We start from the raw sequence: 21885 nt of genomic DNA, 5'->3' as shown, positions 1-21885 counted from the left end.
GGATCAAATGCTCAAGGAACACCGTCGAACGTCCACCAAGCCGATGATGCTGGCGGATGATTCTTGGCGGCATGTTCGAGCGGGCGGTGCGCGTGTCGCAGGCTGGGAGGTGTTGGCAGCCAGTTATCGGCGGTGCGGCTTCGCGGGGCGCTCGCGTGTTGGATCACTCCGCTCTTGACTCAGCGCGGGCAGCGCACGACCCAAGCGGCGGCTGGGCGCTCGCACAGGAAAGTTGCCGATGGGCTTGTTACGAATATTCTGTCTGATGTCGGTGGCCGCAACAATAGTCGTTGGCGTTTCGGCGTATATCAACGACTTGCCGATTGCTGCGCTTGTCCCGATGTGCTTCGGCGTGCTGGCGCTGATCGTGGTCTTGCCGTTCCCGGCACTCGAGCGCGTCAGAAGAAGCCGGGTCATGGTCGCCTGTATCTTCTACACCGCGGCGACGGCGCTTTCGTGTGTGATCGCCAACATGATGGAGCTGAGCGTCGGCAATCTCCTGCTGTCGATCGCTCCGTTGAGCGGGATCGTCCTGTCGATCTGGGCGCTCAGGACGTGGAACCGGCGCCGGAAAATCGGCTTTTCCGATTATTATGACACCTGAGCGGCTGCTCGTCGGGGCTCGGTATTACCACTGACGTCGCAGGGCGCGGATCGCCGCCACGCTGTCGCGCCTGGTTTGCGCCGCCTGCAATGTCGCGCCCTCGTCCTCGATCGCGGCCGGTGCGATGACGGCGTCGGCGCGCACGGGGGGAAGCGTCGGCGCAACGGCCTGCGCGAGGTCCGTCACTCGCTCGCCATCGCTTTTCCTTCTGGCTTCGAGAACGACCGGGGGCATCACCAACGTGTCCGCCTCGAAGGGCGCGATGGCTCGTGACGACGGGGATGAGGATCGAGACTTTCCGCGTTTGGCGGGACGGCTGGCATAGACCGCGGGCGTTTGCGGGCGCGGCGTCACAATGCGTGCAGCCTCGGGTGGCGCTTCGGGCGCCGCGACTTCGGCAACGGAGGGAGCGGGCGCGGTTTCGTGCGCGATCATCGCGGGCGAGCGCGGTGCCTCGATCGTCGTCGGACTGCGCGGGGTATACATCAGATAGGCGGTGGTTCCCAGCATCGCGAGGAAGAAGGACACGCCGAGCGTCGCCGATGCGGCTGGCGATCCGAGCATCCTCGCCAGACCAACGCGCCGCCCGGTGTCCGGCCGCGTTTCCCTGTCGTCTCGCCACCGCAATATCGCCGCGAGATCGGCGTTCAGCCGCTCGTCGGCAAAGGCATGGAGCGGATCCATCATCGTTCACCAGGAGCGGTAAAGGTCGACAGCGGCATGGCATTCTCGTGTTCGGCTGTATCCATAAACCAGACATGGCCGTTCTCGATCCCTATCGCGGTCAGGCGGTCGGTGCGAAATGCCCCGGTGTCGATCCCGATGCGGTTCGCGCGCACGTCCGGTCCGTCCTCCACGACGGAATGACCGTGCACGACCGTCAGGCCGTGATCCGCGTCGGACATGAGGAAGTCATCGGTGATCCAGAGCAGGTCGCCGGGATCCTGCTGCCCGAGCGGAACCGCGGGCCGGATGCCGGCATGGACGAAGAGGAAGTCGTCGTACCGATGATGCAGCGGCAATCGATCGAGCCACATCAGCACCTCCGGGCCGACGGTCTGGGCGGCGTGGCGCAGGTCCGATCGTGTCGCGTCGGCGGTGACGGCCGCCGGATCGACGCCCCAGCCGAGCAGCGTCTCGCGCCCACCGAATGCCAGCCAGGCGCGATAGGTCTTCAGGTCGCCATCCAGCGCCTGCACCATCATCTCCTCGTGATTGCCCTTCAGGACCACGAAGCGGTCACTCGCGGCGGTGAGCTTCATGCAGCCGCGCACCATGCCGGCTCCATCGCCGCCGCGATCGACGATATCGCCGAGCAGGATGATCTTCGTTGCGGCCGGCGGCCGGGCTTCCTGATCGCGCCCGATGCGCGCGATCAGCTCGCCGAACAGGTCGAGGCGACCGTGGACGTCGCCGATCGCGTAGATCCGCTCGGGCCCGTCGTCGTAAGGGTCTGCATGCATGGCCGTCTACCGCGCTCCCGGGTCCCGCCCGCGCGCTACATGCCGGCGCGCGGGCCGAGCCCGACCGACAGCGCCGCCCCGGCCGAAAGCGCGGCGGCCCCGCGCGACAGGCCGGTGGTGACGAAGCCGGTAAGGCGCAGCGGCGTTCCCGCCAGCCGTTGCGACGCGCCCGCGAACAGCTCGTGCGCGGCGGCCACCTGCCGGGTGGCGGCGCTCGAATAATGATAGGAGGCGACGAGGAACGCCTCGCGCCCCAAAGCGATCGACGCGCCCGCCGAAGCGGCCGGGCCGTCGCGCAGCACATAGGCGCTCGTGTCGCCAAGGAAGCGGTACGTGACCGAGGCGAAAGGCGTCACCGTGCCCAAGGGGACGGAAACGTCGGCACCGACCGCATAATCGTTCGCGCCGCTGGAAAGGCCGCTCCTGCGGCTTGCGGTGTTGATCTTGGCGCGTGCGGACAGTTCGACCTCTACCGGCGACCCCGCGGGCGCGATCGTATAGGCCGCCCCGAGCGTCAGGTCGCCGAACCCGTCGACCGTCCGCTTCGTCGCCGACGTATCGGCCGCGACCAGCACCGGCGTCGCATCGATGCCGGTGAAGATCGTCGAGCGGCTGCGAATCTGCATCCACGGCAAGGAGGCCGAGAGCGTCAGATTCTTGATATGCGCGCGTGCGCTGGCCGCCGAACTCCAGATGGTCGTCGTCGAACTCGTGCCGAACTTGCCGGCACCGTATAGCGTCCCCAGCGAGAGGTCGACGCGCGTGTCGTCACCGGCAAGCCGTTCCATTGCCTGCGGAACGCTGCTCGCCGAGACGGTCGCGGTGGCGCTCGACGGTGAGATCGCACTTCCTTCGAAGCTCGCGCGTTGCAGCGCGGGGCGATCGTCCGGGGCACGATCCTGCGCAAACGCCGGGACCGCGGTAAGGGTGGTCAGGGCCGCTGCCCCGAGTAACGTCGTGTTCCTCATGCCACCTCCACGTTGCTACGGCAGCATGACCATCGCGACAGCCCGCGTGCCTCGTCGCAGCAGGATACACCTAAACGTCCGTTTTCGCTTGCGTATCCGTGACAGCGTCGGCGAGCGCGAGGCACGATCCGCCGTTCTGGATGCTGCGCCGGCGCCGATGCGGCGATCTCCCGCCCTCCTGCCCCAATATTGGACAGCCAGCGAGGAGAGGCGCAAAATGCTGCGAAATCAGCATGGTAAACGCTATTCTACGACATGGGCCGTTCATCTAGCCAGGAACGATGAAGGTGACATATTGCCAGGATTGGCCGAAGAAGTTCCTGTGTGAACGCGACGAGCATCAGATGCCGACCGAGGGAGGGTATATCGAGTTGCAGGGCGGACGATATCTCGTCCGCCGTATCGAGCGCATCGCGCAGGAGGCGCTGGCCTTCGTCAGCCCGGACTGACGTGCTACGCGCGGGGTTTCCACGCGATGACATGGTCGATCCACAAAGCTTGCGGATAGTCGATTACGCCGGTCTTCGGCAACGCGGTGGTGAGATTGACCAGATAATAGAAAGGGGTGGTGAAGTAATCGGCACTGGCCACCAGCCGGTCGACTTCCTTGCCGTCCATGTAGATCACGATCGCGGGCTTGCCGTCGATCTTCGCCATGCCGCGCAGGTCGATGCCATAGGTGTGCCAGTCGCCGTTGCCGATCTCGTCCGACAGGCTGTAGCCGTTGTTACCGGTCGACTTGCCCCCTGACCAGCGATGGGTGGCGTGGTGGTGGCCGCGCTTGTTGCCGAGGCTGTAATATTCGATGCCATCGACCTCCAAGTGTCCGCGGTTCTTGGGATCGTCCGGGCTGAGCAGCCAGAAACCTGCCCAGGTCCCGTAAGCGACCGGCATCTTCATCCGGGCTTCCCAATAGCAGCCCGCACAGGTGTAGCCGGTCTGGTTGGGCTGAATGGCGACGCCGTTATAGGCCTGCCCCGGGCTCACCGACTGGATCAACCCGCCGTGCGCACCGGCTGCGTCCTTATAGGCCTTGAGCACCAGATTGCCGTTGTAGAATTTGTAGGCGGCGCCACCGGCTGCGTCGAAGCTCGCGAGGCCGAAATTTTCGCGTCCGCGTGCGTAAAGCATTGGTCCGACGAGGCTGACGTTCGCGTCGAAGGTCTGGCAATGATCGACGCTGGCGTTGAGCAGGCTGAGCGGGCGGCCCTTGTAGCGCTCGTCCCAGCCGTTGATCCCGCCGCTTTTGACGGTGATCTCGGGTAGCGCGGCGGTGCTGATCTGCGCGTAATTGCCGGTGCAAGGCGAGGCCGGGCTGACGACGGTGGTCGCCGCGACCGCGAGGCTGCCGGAAAGCGCGCCGGTGCGGCTCGTCGGTGCGGCGATGGACGGCGCCTGGCTTGAGGCTTTTCCGTTGTTCGTCAGCGGGCTGGCGACGACAGTCACCGGCGTGACGGTCGTGGCGGGCGCATCGCTCGACCGGCTGGCAGCCAAGGCAGCCAGGCTGGTGAGCATCAACGAGGAGAGCGCAGCATGACGGTAATTCATGCTCCGGCTTCTCGCACCGGGCGCTTGACCGCGGATTAATGGATACGGTGTCTGTCGGTTAACCCGATTGATTTTCAAGGCCAATTCCGGCGCCCATCGCCCCGCCTGCCGGTGCGTGGGTGCGTGAGCTTCTCCAGCGATGACGAGGCGCGCACGAGATCGAAAAATCCGGAACGATCGCAGGACCTTCGGGCGCGACGTCGTCAGAAAATGGTGCTGCCGGTGAGGATTGAACTCACGACCTCAGCCTTACCAAGAGCCAGCGGACTTCTCCCATACAATCCGAGCACATCCGAAAACCCTAGCTTTTCCGCCGCCTCCAGCTAAATCCGGTTCCGAGAGATCACTATTTGTTCTCACCCAAACCGGACCGCTCTGCTACCCCGGAGCTACCCCGGGTAGCGAGGAGGATTGGCATGGCGACGGCAGCGGGGACGGTCAAGGTTGGGCATCAGTCGGCCCGGGAACGGCTGACGGACAAGCGGGTCGAGAAGCTCACCGCCCCGGCGGGCAAGCGCGTCGAGATAGGTGACACCATCGTCCGCGAGCTCCGTATCCGGGTCAGCGACAAGGGCGCGAAGAGCTGGTCGCTGCTCTACCGCGTCGCCGGGGCGGGCGACGGCGAGACCCGGGGGGCCATGAAGCGCATGACGCTCGGCGCCTACCCACTGGTGAGCCTTGAGAAGGCACGGGAGAAGGCCCGCGCGGCACTCGACGCGGCGGACCGGGGCGTCGACCCGGCTGCGCAGCGCGGCGAGGAGCTCGCCCAGCGCAAGGTGCGGACGTTCGCGGCCGTCTTCGAGCGGTTCGTCGACCTACACGTCAAGCAGAACACGAAGGAGGGGCGCTTCGCGAAGGACCGGGCGGCCGCGCTCGCCGCCGCCCATGAAGGCAAGGCGAAGCCGAAGGGACCCAACGGCAAGCTCGGACGGGTCGCGGCCGAGCGCATCATCGCCGACAACGCGCTGCCGCTGTGGCGAGACCGGCTGATCGAGACGATCACTCGCGCCGAGGTTCACGATCTGCTCGACGACCTCGTCACCGACAAGGGCGAGGCGCTCGTCTTCCTCCACGTCGACGTCGACCCGCGCAAGGGCGAGGACGTGGCGAGCGAACAGGCCCGCATCCTCAAGTCGCTGAACGACTTCTCGCCCTCGCCGTCGGTCGTGGTGTTCTCGGGCGGCGGTTATCAGGCGCTATGGCGGCTCGACGAGCCGCTCTACATCGGCGGGACGGCCGAGCGCTGGACCGACGTCGAGGCGCATCCCCCTCAGCGCCGAGCGCAAGGCGGCCTTCATCGCCGAGCTCGCCCGCCACGGCATAGCGAACCGCGCCGCCCGCGCGGCATCGCCGCACACCGACAGCCCGACGGGTTGCCTTTCGACCTTCGCCGACGAGCGCCAGCGCGACCCCGAGTTCGCCTTGGCGTGGGGCGCGGCCGTCGAGACCGCGCGGGCCGAGGTCGAGTACGAGATTTACCGCCGGTCGACCGAGGGCGTCGACGAGCCCGTGTTCGGAGGCCGTTACAAAGAGCAGATCGTCGGCACCGTCCGCCGGTACAGCGACCGCCTCCTCGAATTGCGCGCCCGCGCCCTGCTGCCCGCTTACCGCGACGCCGCCGCTCTCAACGTCAACAAGCGCGTCACCCACGACGTTGACGTCGGCCTGCTAGGCGATGCCGTCACGTCCGTCGCCATGCGGCTGGTCGGCACCTTCCGCCCGCCCGAGCTCAAGATAGTCGAGGGGACCCCGGCTGATGACGCCTGACGCCGCCCTCGACCACTTCGCCTTCCTCGTCGGGCTCCGCCTGATGGGCGCCGACGCCCGCCGCCGGTTGCGGCTCGCGCTGCTGCGCCACCCGGACCTCGACACCCGCAACCGCGCCGACGGTACCGCCGAGCGCCTTGAGCGCCTCGACGCGCTGCTCGACGGCGGCCGCGAGCCCGAGACGATGCAGGACCGGCTCGACGTCGCCCGCGCCGAGCGGGAGCGCATCGCCGCACCATTCGACCCCGCCTTCTGGCTCGCCCGCACCGCCGAGCTGATGGGCGCGGGCTTCGACCCGCAACAGGCCGCCCGGCTGGTGCAGGAGGTCCGCGACCGCGTGGATCCATCGCACGGCGCCGCGCCGCAATTCGAGGAGGAGTCAGCATGATCGGTTCATTGAAGCGCCGCCGGACCGAGAGGGATCGCGTCGACGCCGTGCCGCAACGCGAGCGCGCCGCCCGCGACTTCGTCGCCGCCATCCGCGAGGCCGAGGCCGCGCTCGACGCACTCAAGGCCGCCAACGACCGATTCTACAAGTCGGACGTCCAGCACGAGCAGGCCGAGCTGAACGAGCTTCGCCGGTCGCGCGACCGCATGTTCCAGTTCACCGCGGCGAAGGAGGTCGCAGCCGAGGCGCCGCACCTCGCCCGCCTGCTGGGCGTGAAGGTCGCGCCGACGCAGGCCATGCCCTTCATTGACTTCGTGATCCACACCTCCGGGCTCGACCTGCACGCCGCGGCCTCGGGCAACGTCACCTCGATCAAGGAGGCCAGCCAATGACCATCCCGAAGAAGCGCCACCGCGTCCGCAACCTCAGCCTCAGGGAGATCAGCTCGGTCGACCGCCCGGCGCAAGTCGGCGCGGTCTCGGTCCTCATGAAGCGAGCAGGAGAAGAAGACGTGACCTACGAGACCATCCTCAAGAGCGCCTCGGCCGTGACCCGCGGCGAGCAGCCGACGCACAGCCGCGACGACTACGAGACCGCGCTGCTCAAGCGCGCCGACGCGCTGGCGAAGGAGCAGGGCGTGACGCCCGAGCAGGCCCTCGCCCGCAACCTCACGACCGACGCCGAGATGCGCGACCTGACCAACGGCTACGAGGCGGCGAACGCCGCGGCTTACGGCTCGTCGGTCCGCAAGCGGCACGGCGCCGCGGCGTGAGGCTCGACGCCGAGACGCTGACGGCTGGGTACGGCGCGCTGTTCGGGCCAGTTGAGCGCGCCGCGCACCGGGCCTGCCTCGAACACGCCCGGCTGACCCGCGACAACGGCTGGCCGACGGTCGAGACCTGCCTCGCCTTCGCCAGCCTGTACGGCCTCCCTGGCGCCGAGCTCGCCGCGTTCTTCGGCTTTCTCGGCGCCAGCGAGCGCGGCCGCACGGTGTGGGTCGACGCCCTGCGTGGGCCAGCGTCCAGTCACGCCGCCCGGCGGCGCGCGACCCGGGGGCAGGCGCTCGCGCTGGGCTTCGCGCAGGCCGTCGCGGAGCTGCCGCCCGCGGGCAGCGCGTGAGCGACGAGCGGGCGGAGCGCGAGGCGGCCGCGCAGGCCATCCTCGCCGATGCCCGCGCCCGGGCGGGGGCCCTCGCTCACCCGGGGGTGCGCGTGAACATGCTGAGCGCGGCCGAGCGCAGGGCCGAGCGCGTCCGCGCGGGGCTCGCCCCGGTCTCCTCGGGCTGCTGGGCCGGGGCCGCTCGGGCAGCCCGCCCGGGCAAGCGCTCGGCGCTGGTGTCGCGCGACCTCCGCGACACAGATGGGGCACCCCGGCCCACGACGCGGCGGTCCTGCATCCGCTGCCGCCGCGTCTTCGACAGTCACGGCCCCGGCAACCGCATGTGCGAGCCGTGCCGGGCGAGATCGGCGGACGCGAGCCCCTACGCCGTTTAGCTGCGGTGGGCTGTTCCACTTTAGTTCTGACGCTCGCTCGGCTAGACGCGGATCATTAAACATACCGGTCGCGGGCGAGTGAATGAATCTTGAAGCGTTGACATCAGCTTTGGGGAAGCCGGACCGAGCTGGTCCCGGTTGGGCCATTTATCAGGGCGACTGCGTCGACCTCCTATCCAGCCTGCCGCGGGGAACAGTCCCGCTGACCGTGACCTCGCCTCCTTACAATATCGGCAAGTCATACGAGCAGGTGCGGGCGGTCGACGAGTACCTCGACTGGTGCGAGAAGTGGGTGGAGCTGATCCACAACGCTACGGCGCCCGGTGGTGCGTTCTGGCTCAACCTCGGCTACCTCGCCCTTCCGGATCGCGCCAAGGCTATCCCAATCCCCTACCTGCTTTGGGACAGGGTCCCCTTCTTCCTCATCCAAGAGGTTATCTGGAATTACGGAGCCGGAGTCTCGGCCAAGCGCTCGTTCTCGCCTCGTAACGAGAAGTTCCTGTGGTACGTGAAGGACCCGGAGAACTACACCTTCAACCTAGACGACGTCCGTGACCCCGACGTCAAATACCCCAACCAGCGGAAGAACGGGAAGCTCCGGTGCAACCCACTCGGGAAGAATCCATCGGACGTATGGCAGATACCGAAGGTCACTTCCGGCCGCGACCGCTCCTCGAAGGAGCGAACGGCTCACCCGGCGCAATTCCCGACGGCGGTTGTCAACCGTATCATACGAGCGTCGAGCAACCCGGGTGACGTGGTGCTGGACCCGTTCCTCGGCTCCGGCTCCCTTGCGGAGGCAGCGGTCCGCGCGGGTCGGACGGCAGTCGGTTTCGAGCTCAACGGCGAGTACGTCGACATGGCCGCGGCGCGCCTCCACGCCGCGATGGCTCAGGCGGCATTGCTGTAGAGCCTGAGCAGCTTCGCGCGGTCGCTCTCCGGACGCACTCGCGCCTGTTGGCCCGTGGCCGCCGCTTGTCCGATCCAATCCGTGTGGTCGAGCCAACCGAACCTTATGAGCGTGAGGCGCGGCAAGCCCGAGGCACCGAACTTCTCGAAGTTGACCGTCAGGTAGTACCCATCTTTGCTCTTGCCCGCGCCGGTTTGCGGCTGAGCGTAGCTCCGGTTGCCGAATATCTGAGATGGGTGGGACGAGGTCTTCAGCTCGACGGAAAGTGAGGGGTCAGGCACGTAGACTAGGTCCTTGTCATCCTTCGCCTTCTCGGGCCTCCACTCGCCCGCGTGGCGCGACTGTAGCTCCAGCGGAATGAGCTCGTGGAGCAGAAAGCCCATGATCTGCGGCTTAGGCTCGATGTCGTGCCCGATGCGGAACTTGCCGCCCAGACGGGATTCGAAGATGTCGGCCCAGCAGGTCTGAACCACATCGACTATCTCGCCGGTGTCCAGCGGGTGAGCCGCGATTAAGTCGCGGGTTCGCTGTTCCCAAAGCTCCGGGGCGATCCCCGCGTACGGACTCGGCACTGTCGCGACCTCCACGTTTAGGGGAGGTGCATGGCACGTCGAGCGTGAAGTGTGAAGCTACCCGGGGCGCTACCCCGGGGAGAGCCGCCCGGCGTGGCGGCTCCACAAACTGACTGATCTTCTGGAAGAAAATGGTGCTGCCGGTGAGGATTGAACTCACGACCTCAGCCTTACCAAAAAAAGAAACAGCGTTTCTCTGCATGTCCCTATGTTACTTTGGTTGGGTTTTCCTGCGGTTTTCGGTCATTTAGATGGATGTCCTGTTTCCCTCGGTAGGTGCCGGTTTCGACCCGGCTGCTTGCCAGAAGATTGCCAGGACGAACCATGAAAACAGCGATACGCAGCCCGGCCGCCGGGCCGGTTGCAATCAGCAAGAGGCTGATCAACGAGCTTGATTTCCCTTCACCAAAGGAGGGGCGGCGGGTGCTCTGGGACCGCCAGTTGAAGGGGTTCGGGATCCGCGTCAACCCGAACGGCACAGTCGTCTTCGTTGTGCAGTACCGGATGAAGGTGGCGGGTGCGAAGACGCAGACCTACACCATCGGGAAGTACGGCTCGCCGTGGTCTCCGGACGCTGCCCGAGAGGAGGCGCGGACGCTTCTCGAGCGCGTCCATCGCGGCGAGGATCCGATCGCCGCCAAGCGGGAGGCGGCTGCCGCTGGGGAAAGGGCGGCGCTGGCGGAGAAGCACTACGAGTTCGATGTCTTCGTCGACCGCTACCTTGATCGGCACGTGAGGGCCAACGCTCTGCGAAGCCTCAAGGACATCGAAGGAACGTTCGACCGTGACCTGCGGCCGTTCTTCAAAGGACGGTCAATGCGCGAAATCACGAAGCAGGACTGCAAGGACATGCGCTCGGCGATCGGTCTGCGCAGCAAGGCCGCCGCCAACAAAGCGCACAAGTGGCTGAACGCCGCGATCATGTGGGGCATCGAGCATGACGGCCTGGACACCTCGCCCATGTTCGGTCTGAAGAAGCCGTTCAGGGAGGAGAGGCGCACACGTGTTCTCGCCGAGTGGGAGCTCGCGCTGCTCTGGTCGATCCTCCCTAGCCTCGCTTGGCAGTTTGCCATGCTGATGCGCATCCTGATCCTTACCGGGCAGCGGCTCCGCGAGGTCGCCGGCATACGTTGGGAGGAGGTTGACCTGGTCCGCAAGGAGTGGATCATTCCGGGCGGACGGACGAAGAACAAGCTCGAACACCTCGTGCCGATCGCACCCGTCCTGGAGGCGTTGCTCACGACCATCGAGCCTGATCCGAGTCGGCGGCATGGTCTGCTTCTCACCTCCAACGGGCGCACGCCGATTTCAGGGTTCAGCAAGTCGAAGGTTGAGACCGACACCCTGATCGCCACCGCATTACGCTCTGACGAGTGGCGTGAGTTCGGCGTGTTCTCTCCATGGGTGCGACACGACGCAAGGCGCACCTTCTCGACCATGTGCGGCGAGATGGAACTGCCCATAGCCTACGCAGAGGCCGTGCTGAATCACGTGTCCGGGACGCTCTCCGGGGTGGCTGGTACGTACTGGCTTTACAAATACGCCAAGGAGAAGCGTCAGGCGCTGACCAAATGGGAGAAGCGCCTCGATCGTATAATGAAGGCGCATGGCGTACCTTTTCCGTGACGATCAGAGCTACCACGAGGTCACTGGGCTTCATCTTCAGGTCTACGTGACATCAGCGAGCTGTGGCGCGATTGAACTCCGCCGAAACATGCACAGGGGCCGGATGGCGGATCGGCAACGACCTCGCCCAGGTCAAGACGATCACTCCCGACAAGGGCGCGACGTCATCGTCCCCAATCCCGAACGCATCTCGGCAAGGTGCTGGTCGTCACGGTCAACAGAAACTTCGAGATTCGAGGCAAGTTGATACCTTGCATCGCGCTCCCGAGGGGGTCAGGCAAGAGAGTGGAGCTGAAGTGGAATGAAAATTGAAGCTCCAACCCGCCGACGGCTGCCGATGGCCAAAGGCCTTTGGCACCATAGTCGGAACGACGCTGCGCATCTCACGACATCGTGTCTCGGGATGAGCGATCGACGTCCTTCTGATGTACGGGCGGCAAATGGCTCGTCGATGGCGATTAACGAGGTGCAACAACATGCCCGGAGACAAGGCAGTCGCGAGCGAAGCGGCGGAGATGTCGCCCCGACATCGGATCGGGGGCGGTATGACAGACGGTGAGACGTCAATGCGCAGGCAGGTAACCGCGTACATGCCCGAACAGGAGGCTCAGAACTTCCACACCTATGCCCGCGTCGCGGGGATCGACGCCTCGTCGCTCCTCGTTCTACTGTTGCTCAGAGCCGGCCGAGTCGGCCTGTCCGAGCAGCGGATCCAGGAGATATCCAGACGAACGACGAGCGGACCGGGAAAAATCACGGCACACTTCGTAAGCAATGACGTCTATGAGCGTGCGTCCGGAGTTCTGAGGGATGGGTCCGGCGGGCTCAATCCGTCGGGTTTTTGTCGCGTTCTGGTACGTCTGGAGCTGGAAGAGCGTTGGCTCGCGGGCGAAGTAGGCCTCGACTCACGTTGAGTCGGGAATGCGATTGGATTAGAATGTGGTTCTGGTGGATCGGGGAGAAGGCGCTGTGCAGACCAAGGGCGACGAGCCGCTTCTGACCAAGTTCGTGATCGGCGATCTCGCGCTGCGTTCGGCGCTGCAGCTCGAGAAGGCGCGCAAGAACGGCAGGTTCAGTCCCGAACCTCTGCGGCGTCTGGCAGTTGCGCTACGTCAGACCAGCTTCCCCGCGTCTGCAGAGCGCGCGGCGGCACTTCGTCCCGGTTACTATGAGTCGTTCACACGATTGAGCATCAACGGCGTCGTGACGCACCCGATGCAGGATGCCGAGATCGGAAACATGCTGGAATGGGCTGTCGGCAATCTGAACGACCTTGCCGACGGAAGCGGGGTCGGAGATCGAGCAAGCGCGCTTGTGGATTTCTGCGTCCAGTTGCATGAGGAGTTCGTAGGCCGACCGGCCGCGGAGGCGAGATTTGGACCCCCAGGAACAGTCGAGACTTCGGCTCTCGTCAGCTAAGCGCCGATTGGCGTCATTTCGGGAGCAGATCTCGGAGCTCCAGAACTACGGCTTCCCTCACGAAGACGGTGTCGAAGCCCTCAGCCTGATCGATCAGCATTTCAGAGGGCTGGCGGACGAGATCGAGGATACCGAGGCCGACATGTCCCCTGGCCTGATCGATGGCGTCTGCGTCCACGTCACCGCGCAGGTCGGCAAGGCAATCGTGATACTCGGACTGATCCTCCGCTCGACCAACGTCCGCAATCCCTTCGAACTTCACTATGCCCTCGCTCAGATGGTGAGAAGCGCCATTGGAAGGCACGTGCGCGTTCTGGTGTCCTCGGAGTGGACATACACACCCTTTACATGGCCGATGAACTTCGACCTGCTGCCGGATTTCGTGATCATCGGCACGCCGGCCTCGGAGTCTTCAAACGCTCTCGTCGCCCCGTTGGCCGGGCACGAGATCGGACACAGCGCGTGGCGGCATTTCAAAGAAATCTCAACCGCCGTCGCCAAGGCTCTCAACCCGACGATCGACGCTGCACTCGAGCGACAGCCGGACGTGCGCAGAAAACTCCTCGAGGAACTCAAGCTAGATGAGCTAGGTGGTCGAGTGATCACGGAGCGTTGCGCGGTTTCCACCATGAAGCAAGTCGAGGAGGTATTCTGCGATCTTTTCGGGCTCTACCTCTTCGGCACGGCCTACCTCCACGCCTACGACTATCTGGTTGCGCCGGGAGCGGCCGTCGCCACCCTGGACTATCCATCGGATGAGCGTCGCGTACGGATCCTCTGCGAAGCCGCCCACACATGGGACATCCCGCTGGAGAGGGATTTCACCGATCGATGGAGGAAAACTTCCGCTCATCCAGAACACCCCCGCATGTACGAGATTGTTTCTGAAGTCGTGGACGAACTCGCACCTCAGATCCGTAGCATGCTGTTCGAGAAGATGCAGGCTGACGGCGTGCAGCTTCCGAACGAGCCCATGGTCACCGCGGTCATGGAGGCGTTCAAGCGGAACGAGCCTTACGACGGGCGAGCTTCGGTCGCGGAGATCGTGATCGCGGGGTGGCGAAACCTGCTAAGTGCCGGCGGCTTGGCGAAGGCGGAGGACCGTGATCGGCTTAGGGTGCTCAACGACCTTATGCTGAAGTCGATCGAGGTGGCCGAGTACCGGGAACGGACCCAGACCGATGCTTAGTGCAGAGGAGATCCAGGCGAAGCTCCACTTGGAGCCGGGCAACAGCAATCGGCTGTCGATCGTGCCGAAACCTGATCTCGCCAGCCTGCGCGGACGGGCTGCCACGTCAGTCGACCTGCGGCTCGGCAGATGGTTCAAAAGTTTCAAGCAGAACCAGACGAACAACTTCTCGCTTTGGCATGAAGAAGAGGCGACAGCGCAGGATAGGGCCGGCATAGGCACGAAGCAGCATTTCGTACCCTTCGGACAGCCATTCGTCCTCCACCCGGGCCGTTTCGTACTCGGCGTGACGCTGGAGTGGCTCTCCCTGCCTCCGACGCTGTCCGGCTACGTGACCGGAAAATCCTCTCTAGGGCGGCATGGCCTCATCATAGAGACAGCTGCGGGCATCCACCCCAACTTCACCGGATGCCTAACGCTTGAGCTCGCGAACTGCGGAGAGGTCCCGCTTACCCTGTCGCCGGGCATGACCATCTGTCAGATCTTCCTACATGCCACGCAAGGGGGCGGCCAGCGCAACCTTGGCGACTTCTCCGGTCAACGGAAGCCTTCCATCAAACTTCCGTCCCGCGATCCGATATTCGAGAAGCTACGTGCCGAGTTCGACGGTGGCGGGCGGGACACACGCGAGGAGGATACGGCAGACCTTGCCGAAGCGGATCAAAAGCCCAAGGGTCTTCTGCCTTGAGAGGCAAGGCTTTAAGGGGCGTGCACGAGAGAAATTCAAGCCGCCAATCACGCAGCGCCTTCCACAATCGAGCATCGTAGGCACGGCAAGGTCAAACGCGCCGCCAGCGATCGTGTCTTCTCGCATCGGTGCTGAAAGTGGTGTCGTACATTTGTGACGCTTCGACGATCATAGAAGGATGACGTGCGAAGATCCCTCGGCCACAAGCAGCTCGTACCCCCAAACCTCCGGGGGACGGGAGGCGCGGAACGCATCCAACGATGGCGAAGCATGCGTCACGAGTATCTTCGGTCGACGACCCTGCTCCCTTGAGGCCTCCACCAGCCAAGTCAGGGTCGCCTCATCCGGATTGCCGTGCTTGCCGTTCGCCGAGATCACGTACACGTCGGCCGTGACCTTGTCGAAGAATGTCCGGTCGATGTTCCTGTCGCTGCCGTGATGAGGAAGCTTCAGGACATCGAGGTGTATCGCGCCCTCCGTCAACAGCCCGCCGGCGTCGAGACCCTGCAGAATGTGATCGCCACGCGCATCGCCGGTGAGCAGCATGCGTCTGGAACCCTCCTCGACGAGGAGCACGATGCTGCTCAGGTTCGGCACGCTCCTGTCGGCGTTTGCCAAAGCCTCCATGTCAGCAAGGCGGTCGCCATGCTTTGCGAGCCAAGCCAGCCAGGCCGTCCGAAGCTGATCCAGGTTCTTCGCGGTGGGACCGACGACAGTGACCCTCATCGATCCTACGTTGCGTACGGGGTCGTCGAGCGAACTCGGCGATATCACGGCGCCGCCGAAGGCGGCGTTGATTGGAATGCCGAGCCGTGTGGCACTTCGCCGCAGACGGGCACCTTCGGCGATGCCGAACAAGCTAATGGCCGATTCCGGCATGGAGAACTGCTGAGCCCCGGCGACGTCGAGGATCGCCTGAAGCCCCTTGCCGATGCTTCCGGTGGCATCGTCGACGGTCTCGGAAAATGAATTGTGCCAGAGATCGGCAATCCTCATTGATGCGGCACCGTCAGCGCGATCCCTTTCGACATCGGCCAGCAGATCCAAGATTCCAATGATGTGATCGGCATCTACGTGGCTGACCGCGACAACGTCCAGCGAACCGTCATGGCCGACGATTTCGCGGACGTAGGTTCCCGCAACTGCGTCCCAAGTGCCTGCGGGGCCTCCATCGATCAGCATCCAAACCGGCTCGGCTTCTCCGGACTCCAGCAGCAGGCAGTCACCCTCCTCTGCCTTGATCGCATGAAGTCTCATCGCAACGCCATGCGTGCGATCGGCCCGGTGGCGACGAGCGCGAATGTCTGAGGGGGAAAAAGGATGTTCGACGCGATCACGCTGACGACGTACTCACCGACGAGGAGGTCGGGAACGCGGATCACCTGAACGTTGTTCTTCGGATCGCGGGACACGATCACGCCGGATTTGATCAGTGTCGGGAACCTCACGGCTTGTGGCACGCGCTGGTTCGAGACCCACTTGCGCGGAGTTCCGATTTCGTCGAGGAACAGCAGAATGCCGTTCTGAAGGCCGCTGGCCGGGAAATCGGTCCAAGCGAGGCAGAGGCGGATCTCTCCGGGCTCAGCCATCTGCAACGTCCACGTTCGCCGCTCACCGGTCTCTCGGAAGTCGAGAGCGGACTCGGACAGGGTGTCCACATACTCGAGCCGTCGATGCGGATCGTCGTCGAGTGGAAGGGCTCGTGCCATGTCTAGTTTGCCGAACCCCTGATGGTAGTTCGGATCGCCGTCCGGCGCGGCGGTCGCATCGACATGGGTGAGCCTGGTCGTGCCGTTGATGAGCGTAGCTTTGACCAGAGCGGCCGAAGGTCGATGGTCTCTCCGCTGCTCGTAGTACTGGCGGACGAGTGCCGCCGCCCCTGCGACGAGCGGAGCAGCCATGCTGGTCCCGCCCATGAACGCATATGCGGCGTTGCTTGGATATGCGCCCCAGAAATTCCGAAGCGGCGCGGTCGACGACCGGGTCGAAGCCACGTCCGTCCCCGGCGCGACGAGATCGGGTTTGATCACGTCGTTATCGACCGGACCTCTGCTGCTGAAGCCAGCAAGCGCTTCCGAATTCCCGGACACCGTCTCGCTTCCAATCGGGTCATCCGGGAAATCGGTGCCCCACATCGCTCTCCAGGTCATCCGGGAGTAGCCGCCTTGCTCTCGATCGCTGCGGCTCGCGCCCACGGTGAGCCCGTTCTTCGCGGAGGCAGGTGTCGCAATGGACGGATATTCGACGAAGCCGGCAGTCGAGTTCTTGATTTCGGCATCTGCGCTCGCGCACCGCCCGCTGTTCCCCGCAGCGATCACGGCGAGGAAATCCTGATGTCCATGGATGAAGCGATCGACCTGAACGGCATTGGAGCCGTAGCGGGCCTCGAGGAATGCTCCCCAACTGTTGTTGTGGATGCGGACACCCTTGTCGTAGGCGGTCGAGAAGAGAGTGCCGATGTCCGGAGGAAGACCACCCAACCGACCATTCGCGTCAAGCAGGGACTGGAAGTATATCTTCGCTCCCGGTGCCGCACCGCGCAGTCTACCGCCCGAGGCCGAACCCGAACCAGCGATTGTGCCCGTCACATGCGTGCCGTGGCCGTTCGGATCACTGTGATCCATCCGGCGCCCCAGATCCTCGAAGCCCACCACCACGCCAATCAGGTCGGCGTGGGTTTCGTCCACTCCCGTATCGGCCACCCCGACGATCTGCCCTGCTCCATTCAGGCCCGGGAGCGGGGTAGATGCCGTGCCTGAACTCAAGCCAACGAGCGCCTGGGCCGCGTCGTTCAAAATCCTCGGAGATGACGTCTCCTGCAGTTGCGCCACGTCCGGCAGATCGGCGACCTTGTCCAAGTCAGCCGTTCCAAGCGCGAACCTGACTGAACGGTCGTCGGTCGAAGTGATCTTCGCACCGAGGCTCGCGATCGCCCCAACGACCGTACTCGTGTCCACATCCGCATGGGTCAAAGCTTCGAATTCCCTAAGAGGCTTGGGCAGCGGGCTTTCGAAGGCCGGTCCGACCATGGTCTCGCCGGCACCGTAGGTGCGCACGTCGCTCACGAAATCCAAGGCCTTCAACGTCGCACTAGACAAGGCCTTGATGACGTACGTGTCTCCCTGACGCCGCTCCACGATCTGCACGCCGGCGTCTCTGAGTCGATCCAGTCGGCTTGGGGTGAGGGCTCCGGCTACGCGGGCCAGGAGGTAGTTCTGCCTACCATCAGCACGTTCGATCTCGAAATCCTCAGTCATCGACCCGAAGGGGCCGATTCCTAGGGGGGACAAGGCCTTAGCGGCAAAGTTCCTGACCGTCTGGCCGATTCCGCCCCCACCCGCGATCTCTTCGACCGATAACGCGCTGAGACCGCGCTCCACCAGATAGGCGAGCCCTTTGTCGTTGGTCGTTCCCTGCGTGAAACCGCTAAGCCTCTCGGCGTCTCGGAGCATACCCGACGATACGGCGGCCCCGACCGTCCGCTCTTCGTCCTCGGTGAGCGTATAGACCTTCACGATGTACCGCATGCCATCCCCCGATATCTGCCGAGCGGCTCATCACCTGCGCATGCTCTCGAGTCGGACAAAACCTAGCCGGCTGCCAGTGAGATTAGAAGATTTGCGAGAGATTTTTCCGGTAAAATTGGGTCTTCTTTGCCTTCCATCTGGTCGGGCGTCCCGCATCTTTCAGGACGGATCTCCTGCCTTTGAACACATGGCTCGGCGAAAGGGTTTTCCGCGTGAAAGCACGAACCGCGATGGCGTCATCATCTTCGTCCATCTCGCCCTAGCATTCTTGAACAGGCCAACGCGACATATTCAACCGATAGCATTCGTCGGTCGCCCCGAAGCAAAGCGTCGCCCGCCAAAGTCGGCCTAGGCGCCATCGACGTCGGAAGGTCTACGGCAGACAAGCTCGGTTTCGCGAAGGAAGTCATGCGGTTGGTTCATCAAGCCATCGAGCTTCCGTTGAAAGGCAATTCGCTATCGGGAGTTCGCAGTCGGCCTTATCGCGCTGTTCGAGCAAGGCACGATGCCAAGGCGTATGGCTGCGAAACGGACAGCGACTGGCCATTCAGACGGCTGCGCCTCGGCAGTCGATCTCCGACTGGCGCTCATCGATCATCGGATGCTAACATCGGATTCACGAGGGGGCATGACGCCGCTCCGTCCGGATGCGCCGTGCCTGACAAATTCGAAGACCTGAGCACATATCTCGCCATACTCGACGCCGGCGGGATCAACGCGGCCGCCGTCCGGCTTGGCATAGCCAAATCCGCCGTGAGCCGTCGTCTCACCGATCTCGAGCGGCGCCTTGGGGCATCCCTAGTTGATCGGACGAACCGTCGACTTGAACCAACGATCGTGGGGCTGGAATACGCTCGACGCGCCCGCGTGTTGCTCGCTGCCCTCGACGAACTGGATGCATCGGTGAAGCCTGGAGAGGCCATTGAAAGCGTCACCGTACTCGCGGACCAAGCGGTCATCGCCTATAAACTGGTACCGGCGCTCAGTCGTCTCGGCTCAATCCCCGGAGTGCCTGCCATCCGCATGGTCGACGGTGGCTCTGCGGAGAGCCCGGAGAGGGCGGACATTCACATCGCGGCCATAGAGCAACAAGATGCCAGGGTCATCTTCCGAACGGCGACGGTTCTATGCGCATCGCCAGACTATCTGCGCGAACGTGCCGAGACGGAGAGGCTCGGTAACGTCGATCGACGGATCGTCATCGGGATCAAAGGGGCAGTGCCCGTTCCTACGTTAGAATTGCCAGACTTGAATGCGGTGGCCGTTGCGGCTGCCGCGGGTCTCGGCTTGGCCATGCTGCCCGACTACGTCGTTTCCTCGGCGTGCTATGAAGGAAGGTTGGTTAGAGTGCCGGCCGCCCGGGATCCGGAATACCATGACATGTTCGCCTGGTGCAGCAAGGACGCATCGCCCGCCGCTAGACGACTGCTGGATCTGCTGTTGAGCGTCGTCAATTGAGAACGTCAATTCGACCAAATTCGACTTGCAGGAGCGGCCGGCCGCCTCTGGCCGCTTGATGCATTCCTGCATGGGCCTATCAATCTGGAGCTATCCAGTAGGACGGTCTATGCGTTGATTCTCAGCACCAGTCTGGTGTTTAGCGCCTCGATGACGTTCAGGCCCGCCTGTGGATGCTTCGTCCCCGGACGTGAAGATCGCAGAGCGCCCGTTTCGGTCAAAACGGGCCAACGAGGATGCGCTGCCGTTGTCGTTTGGAGGTGCATATTCGCTGAGTTCGTCATAAAGTCCAAGAAAGTGGTATGCGTTCGGGGTGAACCGCACAGCTTTAAAAGCAGCTCTATCGTTGTCGCCCCTTAGCGGTCACCCGGAGGAATGGACCTCGGGCCCGAAAGCAGACATTCTGCTGACGCCAACTATCGGATGTACCGCCCGGCGGTCACTGGAAAGAACCTTCCGCCAGACTGCCCCTTGCCGCCGCTCCACAAAGCGCTCAATCGTTACCTAGTGCAAGCGACAAACCTTCCTCACTCACTCGCGCGGCTCCCGCCGTTGCTCGCTGGTTGGCAGCTCGTAACGATGGCAGTGCTGCCGGACGGATCTCTCGGCCTAATGGCCACCGATGTCGATCTCTCAGGCGCTTGGGCGCGGGTGCGGCGGCAGGAGACCGAACCGGTTGTGGCTGACTTGACGGAGCGGCCGCAAGCGGTGGCGGCCCGTGGTACCGCCCGCCTATGGCGGTTTGACGGCAAGGCGCTCCATGTCGGCCCGACTGTGCCGCTCGAAAGCCCCTCGCTCGCACTCGCCAGGTTTCCGGACGGTCGCTGGTTGATCGCCGCCACGAATGGGCACGACGAGCCCAACGGTCGGTTTTTCGCGCCTGATGGTACGTTGCTCGCACGCATCCATCTCGGCGACGCTATCGAGTACCTAGCCGTCGATCTTGCGGACCGTATTTGGGTTGGTTGGTTCGACGAGGGCATCCTCGGCAACATGGACCGCTTCCCAGAAACTATCGATCGGACGGCGATGGTTGCGGCCTGCTTTGCCGCAGATGGCGCGACGCTGCCGGTCGGGCCAGTGCCAGAGGATGTCGGGTTCCTGGCCGATGTTTATGCGATGACGGTAACTGAGGATGGGGCGTGGGTGTGCCCCTACACGGAATTTCCGCTCCTTTACCTACGTCCCGGCCAACCAGCCCGATGGTGGCGCAACGAACTGTCTGGAGTGAATGCAATTGCTACGGACGGCCGCTACGCATTGCTAGCGGGCGGTTACGGAGACGACGCCGCGCGGCTTGCGCTGGTTGAGTTGGGTGGCGACGGTCAAGGTGAAGAGGTGGGGATGCTTGCTTCTTGGCGGTTGCCACTCGTCGAGCGTATTTCAACAGGGCATGAGCACTCGACGCTTGTCGAGCATTTCATTTGGGAGCGACCGGCGCTGCTCACGGGTAGGGGCGATGTGCTGCATCTTGTGAGAGATGGCATTTGGTACCGTTGGCGGGTTGCAGATGCTGTCGGGGTTTTTGGCCGAACATAGCGACATGGCCGCTTTCGCCCAACCGCGGACATTCGTCGAGTATGTGATGCATTAACACGATGCGTGCCGCACCGACCGTTGGTTCCCTTGTTCTCTAGATGACCGTCGCTGCCTGATAACCAACGCTGCCCTGCTGCCGAACAACAATGTGGCAGCATCTCTGCAACTGCGCTGTGCAAGCGATCGTCGGTCCCTCAGCGTCGAGACCGTGCGGTCTTGCAGCTACCTGTGTCGTTCGACGACCCGGCCGCGTCCGTATAAAGATTTGGGATCGAGCGATAAAGAATTCGCCGCCGGTCACCCTCGATAATCGCACCGTCTTCGATGTAGTAAACCGATCCATCGTTGCGGAAGTTACGCAAAGGGACTAGTATCGTCTTGGTTCGGATTCCGAGTAATCGGTCGGCGATAAAGTTGCTGCAGTCTGGTGGCGCAGCGTTCGGTGGACGAAGGCCTCCACCGCAATTGAGATGCTCGACCGTTTCAATCCTGCAAATCAGCGTGATCGTTCGCTGGCTTGCTGTCGCATTCTCAGAAAAAGCCAAGCAGATCGTCACCGGCACCAGCGACAATGGGGTCAAGCGCATTATTGGCTCCTTTCCGTCTTCTTACAACACGTTGCCGTCGATGCGCGAGCTGGCTCGGCTGGAATCAGATCATCAAACAAGTTAGTTTTCATCGGCGGAACGACGCGCTTAACGAATGTCAGGCGCATGGATATCGATT

Annotated in this window: 23 protein-coding genes; 16 read left to right on the top strand and 7 right to left on the bottom strand. The window is 63.7% G+C overall.

Annotated elements, in window-relative coordinates:
* Positions 1-265 precede the first annotated feature (265 nt).
* Positions 266-604 carry a hypothetical protein gene (locus PGN12_01955; protein ID MEH3102655.1) on the top strand — a complete coding sequence of 113 codons (339 nt, stop codon included), beginning with the start codon at positions 266-268 and terminating at the stop codon, positions 602-604.
* Between the two features lie 24 nt (positions 605-628).
* On the opposite strand, the gene PGN12_01950 is transcribed toward PGN12_01955, so the two are convergent.
* From PGN12_01950 to PGN12_01940, 3 genes are read right to left on the bottom strand one after another with little or no spacing between them, the layout of a single operon-like run.
* Positions 629-1288 (bottom strand): hypothetical protein, encoded by a 660-nt coding sequence (locus PGN12_01950; protein MEH3102654.1) that lies wholly within the window; start codon positions 1286-1288, stop codon positions 629-631.
* A complete protein-coding gene (locus tag PGN12_01945; protein ID MEH3102653.1) occupies positions 1288-2067 on the bottom strand; it encodes a metallophosphoesterase family protein in 780 nt (259 codons plus the stop codon). The genes PGN12_01950 and PGN12_01945 overlap by 1 nt, the downstream gene beginning before the upstream one ends.
* A 35-nt stretch (positions 2068-2102) precedes the next feature.
* Positions 2103-3035, bottom strand: coding sequence for a hypothetical protein (locus PGN12_01940; GenBank protein ID MEH3102652.1), 933 nt, complete (start codon positions 3033-3035; stop codon positions 2103-2105).
* A 281-nt stretch (positions 3036-3316) separates the two neighbouring features.
* On the opposite strand from PGN12_01940, the gene PGN12_01935 reads away from it, so the two are divergent.
* Positions 3317-3484, top strand: coding sequence for a hypothetical protein (locus PGN12_01935; protein MEH3102651.1), 168 nt, complete (start codon positions 3317-3319; stop codon positions 3482-3484).
* A gap of 4 nt (positions 3485-3488) precedes the next feature.
* Here PGN12_01935 and PGN12_01930 read toward each other — a convergent pair whose 3' ends face one another.
* Positions 3489-4583 carry a glycoside hydrolase family 16 protein gene (locus tag PGN12_01930; protein ID MEH3102650.1) on the bottom strand — a complete coding sequence of 365 codons (1095 nt, stop codon included), beginning with the start codon at positions 4581-4583 and terminating at the stop codon, positions 3489-3491.
* A 416-nt stretch (positions 4584-4999) separates the two neighbouring features.
* On the opposite strand from PGN12_01930, the gene PGN12_01925 reads away from it, so the two are divergent.
* The 6 genes from PGN12_01925 to PGN12_01900 all read left to right on the top strand — a co-directional run bounded on the left by PGN12_01925 (position 5000) and on the right by PGN12_01900 (position 9141).
* Positions 5000-6241 (top strand): Arm DNA-binding domain-containing protein, encoded by a 1242-nt coding sequence (locus tag PGN12_01925; protein ID MEH3102649.1) that lies wholly within the window; start codon positions 5000-5002, stop codon positions 6239-6241.
* Positions 6242-6339: 98 nt separating this feature from the next.
* On the top strand, positions 6340-6738 hold the full coding sequence (locus PGN12_01920; GenBank protein ID MEH3102648.1) for a hypothetical protein: 399 nt from the start codon (positions 6340-6342) through the stop codon (positions 6736-6738).
* 8 nt (positions 6739-6746) lie between these two features.
* Positions 6747-7130, top strand: coding sequence for a hypothetical protein (locus tag PGN12_01915; GenBank protein MEH3102647.1), 384 nt, complete (start codon positions 6747-6749; stop codon positions 7128-7130).
* Positions 7127-7510: a hypothetical protein gene (locus PGN12_01910; GenBank protein ID MEH3102646.1), complete on the top strand. Its 384-nt coding sequence runs from the start codon at positions 7127-7129 to the stop codon at positions 7508-7510. The genes PGN12_01915 and PGN12_01910 overlap by 4 nt, the downstream gene beginning before the upstream one ends.
* Entirely contained in the window at positions 7507-7857 is a 351-nt protein-coding gene (locus tag PGN12_01905; protein ID MEH3102645.1) for a hypothetical protein, read from the top strand. The genes PGN12_01910 and PGN12_01905 overlap by 4 nt, the downstream gene beginning before the upstream one ends.
* Positions 7858-8313: 456 nt before the next feature.
* Positions 8314-9141: a site-specific DNA-methyltransferase gene (locus PGN12_01900; GenBank protein MEH3102644.1), complete on the top strand. Its 828-nt coding sequence runs from the start codon at positions 8314-8316 to the stop codon at positions 9139-9141.
* On the opposite strand, the gene PGN12_01895 is transcribed toward PGN12_01900, so the two are convergent.
* Entirely contained in the window at positions 9123-9713 is a 591-nt protein-coding gene (locus PGN12_01895; GenBank protein ID MEH3102643.1) for a ScaI family restriction endonuclease, read from the bottom strand. The two genes, PGN12_01900 and PGN12_01895, sit on opposite strands and share 19 nt — an antisense overlap.
* Positions 9714-10037: 324 nt before the next feature.
* Here PGN12_01895 and PGN12_01890 point away from each other — a divergent pair, with 324 nt between their 5' ends.
* The 5 genes from PGN12_01890 (at position 10038) to dcd (ending at position 14635) form a co-directional block, all read left to right on the top strand.
* Entirely contained in the window at positions 10038-11339 is a 1302-nt protein-coding gene (locus PGN12_01890) for an integrase arm-type DNA-binding domain-containing protein (GenBank protein ID MEH3102642.1), read from the top strand.
* A 476-nt stretch (positions 11340-11815) separates the two neighbouring features.
* Positions 11816-12253: a hypothetical protein gene (locus tag PGN12_01885; GenBank protein ID MEH3102641.1), complete on the top strand. Its 438-nt coding sequence runs from the start codon at positions 11816-11818 to the stop codon at positions 12251-12253.
* 25 nt (positions 12254-12278) lie between these two features.
* Entirely contained in the window at positions 12279-12758 is a 480-nt protein-coding gene (locus PGN12_01880) for a hypothetical protein (GenBank protein MEH3102640.1), read from the top strand.
* Between the two features lie 7 nt (positions 12759-12765).
* Positions 12766-13947, top strand: a complete 1182-nt coding sequence (locus PGN12_01875; protein MEH3102639.1) for a hypothetical protein — start codon at positions 12766-12768, stop codon at positions 13945-13947.
* The gene (gene dcd, locus PGN12_01870) at positions 13940-14635 is read left to right on the top strand and encodes a dCTP deaminase (protein ID MEH3102638.1); all 696 of its coding nucleotides are present in this window, start codon (positions 13940-13942) and stop codon (positions 14633-14635) included. The genes PGN12_01875 and dcd overlap by 8 nt, the downstream gene beginning before the upstream one ends.
* Positions 14636-14803: 168 nt before the next feature.
* On the opposite strand, the gene PGN12_01865 is transcribed toward dcd, so the two are convergent.
* Positions 14804-15892: a hypothetical protein gene (locus PGN12_01865; protein MEH3102637.1), complete on the bottom strand. Its 1089-nt coding sequence runs from the start codon at positions 15890-15892 to the stop codon at positions 14804-14806.
* Positions 15889-18162: a S8 family serine peptidase gene (locus PGN12_01860; protein ID MEH3102636.1), complete on the bottom strand. Its 2274-nt coding sequence runs from the start codon at positions 18160-18162 to the stop codon at positions 15889-15891. The genes PGN12_01865 and PGN12_01860 overlap by 4 nt, the downstream gene beginning before the upstream one ends.
* 654 nt (positions 18163-18816) lie before the next feature.
* Between PGN12_01860 and PGN12_01855 the strand changes: the two genes are divergently transcribed.
* The 3 genes from PGN12_01855 to PGN12_01845 all read left to right on the top strand — a co-directional run bounded on the left by PGN12_01855 (position 18817) and on the right by PGN12_01845 (position 21831).
* Positions 18817-19620, top strand: a complete 804-nt coding sequence (locus PGN12_01855) for a LysR family transcriptional regulator (GenBank protein ID MEH3102635.1) — start codon at positions 18817-18819, stop codon at positions 19618-19620.
* Between the two features lie 579 nt (positions 19621-20199).
* Positions 20200-21159 (top strand): hypothetical protein, encoded by a 960-nt coding sequence (locus tag PGN12_01850; protein ID MEH3102634.1) that lies wholly within the window; start codon positions 20200-20202, stop codon positions 21157-21159.
* A 501-nt stretch (positions 21160-21660) separates the two neighbouring features.
* On the top strand, positions 21661-21831 hold the full coding sequence (locus PGN12_01845; protein ID MEH3102633.1) for a hypothetical protein: 171 nt from the start codon (positions 21661-21663) through the stop codon (positions 21829-21831).
* Positions 21832-21885: the final 54 nt, after the last annotated feature.

Origin of the sequence: Sphingomonas phyllosphaerae, from assembly GCA_036946405.1 — a bacterium.
GTDB classification, from domain to species: Bacteria; Pseudomonadota; Alphaproteobacteria; order Sphingomonadales; family Sphingomonadaceae; genus Sphingomonas; species Sphingomonas phyllosphaerae_D.
Note: the sequence above shows the minus strand (reverse complement) of the source record. Positions and strands in the feature narration are given on the sequence as shown.